This is a genomic window from Bartonella sp. PS17NMGDW (genome assembly GCF_042193555.1).
GTDB classification, from domain to species: Bacteria; Pseudomonadota; Alphaproteobacteria; order Rhizobiales; family Rhizobiaceae; genus Bartonella; species Bartonella grahamii.
In genome coordinates, this window is record NZ_JBHILY010000022.1 from 1 (window position 1) to 7,553 (window position 7,553).

Below are 7,553 nucleotides of genomic sequence, written 5' to 3' on the forward strand. Positions count from 1 at the left end.
TTGCTGTCTTTAAAGCATTCTCTGTTTGCTTTTGCCGTTCGCTTTGCTTGCCAAGGTGAAATGCCTTGGCTAAAGCCGCTATAAAGCAAAACTTCTCGAGACAGATATCATTGGTTCTGGAACACCGATACCTCTTAATTTTTTCAAGAAAAAAAACAAAACGCGGCGTAACTTACACAATGTTTGGAAAAAAGAAATCTTGCCTCATGGTTTTATCAAGGGTAGGAGTTTTCCAAAGCGTGTTGATTTTAAAAAGATGAAGAGTAATGTTTTTCAAAGAGTAGACGGAGGTAAATTCCCCATTGCAAAACAAGAAGGATCATCAATTGCTGGAGTGATGTCCAAACCAGAAATCACAAATTCTATCGCACAATATGCCAGTGAAAGATTAACTAAAAACATACAGAGACAACTTAAACGTCAAGAATACGGTGCTAATAAGAAAGCTAAATAATGTTCTCAAGCTTTATCTACCTATCCCATATCCTTATAAGTTTATGCATTACACACTTTGATTGCAATTTTAAAAACAAATTATCACTTATGCTTTGTTTTTTATAAAAAAGTCAATAAAATCAATATAAAAGATACTTCCCAGCGAATTAGCTTCGTTACGGGGCAGGCTGCGTAAACTATCGCTAGCGACAGAATTTTCAAATTAACTGTACATTGTACACTTAACTCATTGATAAATAATTATTTCAATATGCACACTGTACAGTATATAATTATTTTGAGATGGAAATTATTTTTATTCTCGACATTATTGCGTCAATGTATATTTTTGAATCAGGTGCCTAAGAAACACCTTAAATCGATAGCGGATAGATTACCGACACAATCTCTTCTCCGCACATTAGAGACTTTGACTCATTATATGCTACATGCATATAATGGATTTGTCGGGTGTAGTTACGCTATACAATACTCTTTATGGGCCAAGCGTAACGACGGATTATCGACTGTGTTTCTTAGCGCTCAGCATTCTTCTGGAATGTCAACAAGGAACCTTAATCGATAGGATTTCACTATGAACACTCTTATAGAAATTAAAGAAATGGTTATTGATAGAGAAGCTGTTCAAACCGTCAATGCTCGTGATTTGCATGAATTTTTGGAAATTACATCAAAATTTGCAGACTGGATTAAAAATCGTATTATAGAATGCAAATTTCGAGAAAATATAGATTTTATAGTTTTTTCTAAAAATTTAGAAAAAGATTGCCTAGCGTAAAATACCACAATACATTAGGCATGGCAAAACACCTTCAATGATCGAGCGTAATGATAAAGGTCATTAACCAAAAGAGTATTTTATCGAATGTGAAAAGCTTGCAAAACAAGTAGCGACACCGCAAATCGATTACTCCAAGCCCGAAGCATTACTTGGCATCTTGATTCAACTACAAAATCAAATCGAACAGAAAGATAGCATCATTGCAGAATTAGCATCCAAAGCAGACGCGCTTGAGAGCTTAAAACCTTCTGATGGTTTGTTCAGTCTTATTGAAGGGGAAAAATCCTTGAAGTACGACCAAAGGACTTAACAGATTACTTGCGTAAACATGATTGGGTGTATCGCCGTGTTCCAAGTAATCCATTATACCCTATCAGGATAAAATCAAGAAAGGATTTATGGATTATCCTGCTATCACTATTCAAAGACCTAATGCTACAGAAAAGGTACTGCCTTCAACAAAAATTACACCAAAAGGATTAGCATATTTGAGAGAACAAATCTTTGGGGGTGTGCAATGAAGGTAGATACCAGTTTTTTATGCGATTTATGGATAACGTTGTTTCACTTTGTTAATTGTGAATATGTAGATAACAAAAATTGTAGTGCTCTGGTCGACATCATGGGCATAGTAGAAAAAGCTTTGATTTTAAAACTTCAAGATGAGGTGCCGAATATTACAAAGATTCTTGCAGTTCTTACAGGTTTTGGAACTTCAGAACTACCGCATAGCATGAATCCGTTATTGCAAGCTTATGCTCCTACTTTGGAAAGTCCTGTTGTAAAAGCTGCTTAACTTAAAAACACAACTCCCCTCCCCGTTCTCAAAATGGGGAGGTGGTTTAAAGATCAAGTTTTGAATGGGAGCCAAGACATACTAAAACCAATCGATCTTGAGCAATCAAGCGATAAATCAACACTAAGTCAGGTCGAATATGACAATCTCGATAATTGCTCCAATTCCCAGTCAATGCATGATCATGATATCGAGGTTCTAAAGGCTGGTCATTTGCTAATGCTGCAATGATTTGGCGCAAATCAATATCTAAAAGATGCCGATACCATCCCTTCATTTCACGCTTGAAATCACATTTGAAGATAGTGGTGCGTTCAATCGTCCACATATAGATCATCAAATAATTCGTCTACGGAATGAAACTTTTTTAAGTTGCCTTCATCTAATTCCGTAAAAGCCGCTATGGTTTCCGCATTGGGTTGAAACAAGAAGAACGGAATAGATTTATCTTGTGCAATACGCGTCATCAACACTCTCACAACATCACTTACTGATAAACCTGAAGCTTGAATAACTTGATTAGCGATATTTTGAATTTCTTCTGGTACACACGCCTAAAGCATACGACTAGCTGCCATAATGATCTCTCCTCTTGTAACTGTATTCCAGTGCAATACAAGTGGAGTTTAATTTCAACCGCAAAATATTTGGCTTATCTGATACGCCGAAAACCCCATTTCTCAATATGGGAAGGAAATCAAGGCAAGGCGAAACTATGAATAAGAAGCATCGTGAGGGGATATCGGTTCGTGCGTTTGCAAAAAAGATGCGTGTTTCACATAATGCAGTGGTTTCTCGGATAAAGACAGGCAAATTTGATGCGGCTCTTTTTGAAGATGGTTCTGTCAATGAAGCCGTTGCAACAAGCAAATCCAACAAGCACCCTACCCCATTTTTAGCGCCTGATGGACAACCGCGAACAAATATCAAACAAACCTCTACAGAGGATGCCAATGAATACAAGATAAAACTGGAGCGAATGCAAGTTGCGCTTGAAAGCGAAAAGATTGCCCTTGAACGCTTACGCGAAACAACCGTTGATCGAGAAGAAATGAAAAAGGCAGCGCGTGAGTTTGGAAGAGTACACCGTGATGCCATGTTGAATTTTCCTCATCATTTTGCTGCAAGCATTGCTGCACAAGTTGGATGTGATGCCGCCAGCCTTATTGGTGTTATTGATTATTACATGGGCACAGCTTTGCTTGAGGGGGTTAATATTCCAGTACCTTTCATGATCCTCATTCTCCAGAGTTAGAGAACTTGCAAGAAACGAATAATGAATGAAAATACAGTCGAAGAATTTTTCGCCAATGCCAATGACGCACGACAACCAGACCGTCTGAAGCAGATCAACGCGCCGTGATTACAGTACGCTTATGCACTGTAAAAGCTTCTGAACTGCTATTGGACAGATGCCATCACAGATGAGCAAAAGAAAGCAGCCATTCAGTCATTAGAAGACCATAACAACAATTCTATTGCGATAGGAGAATGCACACATGGATATGAATTTTTTTAAACATGATGCTTTCTCAAGCATCACAATGATGAAAGCCATCGAAAACTATGAGTTTCAACCGGGGCTTATTAGTTCTCTTGATCTTTTTGAGGAAGTGGAAACAAGCACCACAGTGGTTGGTATTGAACGGCGTGATAATACATTTTCGCTTATTCAAACCAGTGAACGTGGCGCACCTTTGGCAGAAGGTGATAGAGAGAGTCGTAATCTTCGGTTTTTCAAAACAACACGGATTGCCAAAAGTGATACGGTGAAATCAGAAGAAATCCAAAACCGTCGTGAATTTGGCGCAGAAGATCAGTTAGAGACAGCAATGAAATATATTGCCAGAAAACAAAAGAAACTGATTTCTGAAATCGAATTGACATGGGAGAATATGCAACTCGGCGTCGTTCAAGGGGTGGTTCTTGATGCTGATGGCTCTGTTATTGTCGATTGGTACAAGGAATGGGAAATCACACCACCAAAGCCCATTGACTTTAAACTAAATACAGAAACAACCAATGTTGCTGACCATGTTGACCAAGTCATTATGAGGATGATTGAGGCTTCAAAAGGAGCATTTTCTGATCGTTCACGGATTATTGGGCTTTGTGGAAATGAATTCTTTTCCAAATTGAAAAACCATAAAACAATTCGTGAGACCTATTTAAACACAGCCTTAGCACAGACACTCAATAGCGCTGGAGGTGTTGCAACACCAAGCGCTCTTGGCTCGGGGAGCTTTGGCAGTTTTGACTTTGCAGGTGTCACTTTCATTAATTACCGGAGTATTCACAACTATAATGTAAGTGCGAAGGCTGGAACCAAACGCGCCATAGGAATTAAGCCTGATGAATGTCAATTCTTTCCTGTTGATGCACCTGGTGTATTCCAAAAAACCTTTGCACCAGGGGAAAGCTTGGATTTTGCTAACACCGTTGGAAAACCTCTCTACACGATGCTAATCGTCGACCACGACCGTAATGCATGGGTAAAACCGGAGGTCTATAGCTATCCGCTTTTTTACATTTGTACACGCCCAGAAATGCTGTTTAAAGCAGTGATTGGAGCGAAATAACATGCGATGGCACGGGCTGCTAAACCAAATGGTTAAAGATGTGCGCAACACTTTTGGGCAGCCCATCATCTACACGCGAAAGGACAATCAGCAATCTTTTCGGATTACAGCGATTTACGGCATTAAGCATTCAGAATCGGACGCCGGTGGCAGAATCCCCACCACAATTCCAAGAAAGGAACTTGATCTTTGTATCAATGACATCGGGGGTTTACCACCAAAACCTCAAGATAGTATTGTGGTCCTCTCTCCTGAAAACAGCAAAGCGCCCTCTTCTCAAGAGCACTTCACTGTCACAGATGTCCAAGCCTCAGAATCTAGTATGTATAAGCTTATCTTGCGGGAGATAAAAAATGGACGTATCTTTATCTTGTGTGTTTAAAAATTAATAAGGCTGCCCAAGAGCCCGAATTACTGCTACAAACCTTGGATTTGGAATGGCACTAAATCGGTAACTCCATGGTGAGCCAGTACGGTGACTGATGTGACATCTTTGGTATGTTATAGTGACTGATGCAATTCCTGCCCAAGTAGTCCTTTCATTATCTTCAGGGCTTACAAATACAATAGCTTGGTTTGTTACTAAAAGACGTCCTAAAGCTGGAGTCTTTTCGCCAATATTGAAGGTAACGCGTTCTTGAACTCCCAACAGTTTTTCATTTTTTGCTAAACGATAATCATATTCACTTGCGTCAAGTTCTTGAAACATTTCACATGCTTCCTCAAAATTAGAGGGAGGAATATCTGATTGCCACAAAGCAACTTCTTGCTCAAAGTTTTTTTCCTTTTTCGCCTCACGATAGGCAATAATAACAAAAATTAAAACAATAAGAATGGGTAGTAATAACCATGGTGTAATAGTTACTGTTACCACAATGCCTCCACTCAACAGAACACAAAGGAGAAAGATCTGTACCCTCTTTTCTAACCGCTTTTTTTCAAGTTCCGGCGACATTTTATTAACAACTGATAAATCAGAAGAAGGGTGGATATGGGGGGGAGGTATTAAAACCTGCTCTGAAACTTTTTCTTTAAAACGTTTTTTGCGTTTATCTTGCCAATGAACAAAAATAGACAAAGCAATACATGCAAAGAAAATTAACCTGAACCATCCCCAAAAACCTAGACCATCATTTTCGTCTGACTTTTTGTCTTGAACATGGATACTTTGCTTATCAGTATTCTCAGGTAGTACATGTTTCACGCTTTCATTTTGAGTAGCAACATATGTTAATAAAGTCGAGGAGGAGGAAAAAATTTCATTATTGTATGTAACTTGATCTGGTTCGAGTTTGTGCAAAAAAAACGCACCTAATATTGCAGAGCCGAGAAATAATAAAACTCCAATACCAAGAGTTTTCAATCCGTTTTTCCGCCATTTTTTTATACACACTAAAACAAGTCCGACAAACATCACTGGGAATAATAACAAGCATACGATCACCGCAATTGTATCAAGCGTATTGAGCATTATTTTCCCCTTCACTATAAATAAAAAACTAAGCCGAAAAATTTAAAGTGAGTCGACAAATAAAGTAAAGATGTGCTTATAATTTTAGAAAAAAGTGATATTACTGCGTGACATTATTACAGCGATATGAATAATCGAATCAGGTACCTAAGAAACACTTTAAAGCAATGAGCGAACGGATTGCTGGAACAATATCTTCTTCGCCAATTAAAGTTTTGACTCGTTGTATGTTACACCCATATAATGACTTTGTAAGATGTAGTTACACTATACAAGACCCTTTTACGGGGAAAATGTAACGGACGAGCTAGTTGCCCATGTTTCTTAGCACCCAGAGCTCTTTTAGAGTGTCATTAAGAAACGTCTAAAAACTAGGAGTCCTTTATGAATACCCTTATAGAAATTAAAGAACAAATTATTGAGCAGGATACCGTTCAAACGGTAAATGCTCGTGAGTTGCATGCATTTTTGGAGATAAAATCCGATCTCATTGGTAGCTTGTGAGACGGCATCAAAAGCAAGTGGCAAGCCCTGTCCGAATGGTTTAGCGGCATGATAAGCAAATTAACCAGCTGGATGCCTAATTGGATGAAAAAAAAGCTAGGCTTTAATGTTTCAATCAACAAAACTTCAACCCAGACCATTAAAACCTTTACCGATGAAAGCAATGCACGCGCAAAAAGAATGCTGGATACAGTATTGGTTACAAATACCCCGCCTGAAAAACGCAAGAGTGGTTTTAATACAAGTGTCGTTGAAACAGGACAAATGCAGGCAACAAATAAAGTGGGTGCCTTTAAAGCTCCAAAGCCCATTACGGTTCATAAACCCGTTGAAGTAGACGCCCGTGTAACCATTACAAATCTCAATATTTCAGTACCAAATGGTCTCAAGGACGAAATCAGAGACGCTGTCAATCAAGCACTCGAACGCTATGCAAAACAGCAACGTTTAGCCATAGCCTCTAGCCTTTCGGATTAAATACCATGATGTTAGCTTTGGGTAGTTTTATTTTTTCCATTGAAACAGCAGCTTATCAAACACTTGATATGTCTTATGGGGTTCCATGGGTAGAGCAAGGGCGATTGGGGCGAAAAGCTGCTCTTCAATTGCCAGCTGTTGCAAATGCGGAGTTTTCTTTAGCAGGCGTGATTTATCCAGATTTCAAAGGTGGTCACGGACAAATCGAATATTTGCGACAAATAGCGCATATGGGACCTCACATTCTTGTTACCGGTCAAGGCAAAATCTTAGGTAAGTTTGTCATTCTTTCTGTAGAGGAAAAACAAAATGTTTTTCATCATAATGGCACCCCCAAAAAACAAGAATTTACAATAAAGTTGAGAGAATATGGTGAAGACCTATGAGTGATCTTTACGTAACAAAAGAAGGCGATATGGTTGATGCCATTTGCTGGAAATACTATGCCAAAGGTCAGCAAGCGCTTGCTGTTGAACGCGTCTATGCAGC

8 protein-coding genes and 6 pseudogenes are annotated in these 7,553 nt (G+C 38.9%); 11 read left to right on the forward strand and 3 right to left on the reverse strand.

Translation table 11 applies throughout. The annotated features are described in order from the left end of the window. Positions 1-85: 85 nt before the first annotated feature. From ACFIJK_RS08300 to ACFIJK_RS08310, 3 genes and pseudogenes are all read left to right on the forward strand, one after another. A pseudogene (locus tag ACFIJK_RS08300) lies at positions 86-454 on the forward strand (hypothetical protein); the annotation flags it as partial. Between the two features lie 576 nt (positions 455-1,030). After that, a pseudogene (locus ACFIJK_RS08305) lies at positions 1,031-1,758 on the forward strand (antA/AntB antirepressor family protein). After that, complete coding sequence (locus tag ACFIJK_RS08310) at positions 1,755-2,033, forward strand: hypothetical protein (RefSeq protein WP_375627472.1); 279 nt, start codon at positions 1,755-1,757, stop codon at positions 2,031-2,033. Before ACFIJK_RS08305 ends, ACFIJK_RS08310 begins: the two are co-directional and overlap by 4 nt. A 46-nt stretch (positions 2,034-2,079) precedes the next feature. Here the strand turns inward: ACFIJK_RS08310 and ACFIJK_RS08315 are convergent, their stop codons facing one another. Continuing rightward, the gene (locus ACFIJK_RS08315) at positions 2,080-2,361 is read right to left on the reverse strand and encodes a type II toxin-antitoxin system YafQ family toxin (protein WP_375627477.1); all 282 of its coding nucleotides are present in this window, start codon (positions 2,359-2,361) and stop codon (positions 2,080-2,082) included. Continuing rightward, positions 2,348-2,569, reverse strand: a complete 222-nt coding sequence (locus ACFIJK_RS08320; RefSeq protein WP_375627478.1) for a type II toxin-antitoxin system RelB/DinJ family antitoxin — start codon at positions 2,567-2,569, stop codon at positions 2,348-2,350. Before ACFIJK_RS08320 ends, ACFIJK_RS08315 begins: the two co-directional genes overlap by 14 nt. A 179-nt stretch (positions 2,570-2,748) precedes the next feature. Between ACFIJK_RS08320 and ACFIJK_RS08325 the strand changes: the two are divergent. The 4 genes and pseudogenes from ACFIJK_RS08325 to ACFIJK_RS08340 all read left to right on the forward strand — a co-directional run bounded on the left by ACFIJK_RS08325 (position 2,749) and on the right by ACFIJK_RS08340 (position 4,994). Then, positions 2,749-3,317, forward strand: a pseudogene (locus ACFIJK_RS08325) (hypothetical protein). A 42-nt stretch (positions 3,318-3,359) separates the two neighbouring features. Beyond that, positions 3,360-3,552: pseudogene (locus ACFIJK_RS08330) on the forward strand (head decoration protein); the annotation flags it as partial. Continuing rightward, complete coding sequence (locus ACFIJK_RS08335) at positions 3,533-4,612, forward strand: major capsid protein (protein WP_375627473.1); 1,080 nt, start codon at positions 3,533-3,535, stop codon at positions 4,610-4,612. The pseudogene ACFIJK_RS08330 and the gene ACFIJK_RS08335, both read left to right, overlap by 20 nt. Before the next feature lies 1 nt (position 4,613). Continuing rightward, positions 4,614-4,994: a hypothetical protein gene (locus tag ACFIJK_RS08340; RefSeq protein ID WP_375627474.1), complete on the forward strand. Its 381-nt coding sequence runs from the start codon at positions 4,614-4,616 to the stop codon at positions 4,992-4,994. A 3-nt stretch (positions 4,995-4,997) separates the two neighbouring features. Here ACFIJK_RS08340 and ACFIJK_RS08345 read toward each other — a convergent pair whose 3' ends face one another. After that, positions 4,998-6,083, reverse strand: coding sequence for a hypothetical protein (locus ACFIJK_RS08345; protein ID WP_375627475.1), 1,086 nt, complete (start codon positions 6,081-6,083; stop codon positions 4,998-5,000). A 384-nt stretch (positions 6,084-6,467) separates the two neighbouring features. Between ACFIJK_RS08345 and ACFIJK_RS08350 the strand changes: the two are divergent. The 4 genes and pseudogenes from ACFIJK_RS08350 to ACFIJK_RS08365 form a co-directional block, all read left to right on the forward strand. Further along, positions 6,468-6,569 (forward strand): annotated as a pseudogene (locus ACFIJK_RS08350) (phage antirepressor Ant); the annotation flags it as partial. Positions 6,570-6,587: 18 nt separating this feature from the next. Next, a pseudogene (locus tag ACFIJK_RS08355) lies at positions 6,588-7,064 on the forward strand (phage tail protein); the annotation flags it as partial. Positions 7,065-7,069: 5 nt separating this feature from the next. Next, entirely contained in the window at positions 7,070-7,450 is a 381-nt protein-coding gene (locus ACFIJK_RS08360) for a phage tail protein (RefSeq protein ID WP_375627476.1), read from the forward strand. Beyond that, the coding region (locus ACFIJK_RS08365) for a tail protein X (RefSeq protein ID WP_375627479.1) at positions 7,447-7,553 on the forward strand (107 nt) is incomplete at its 3' end. The genes ACFIJK_RS08360 and ACFIJK_RS08365, both read left to right, overlap by 4 nt.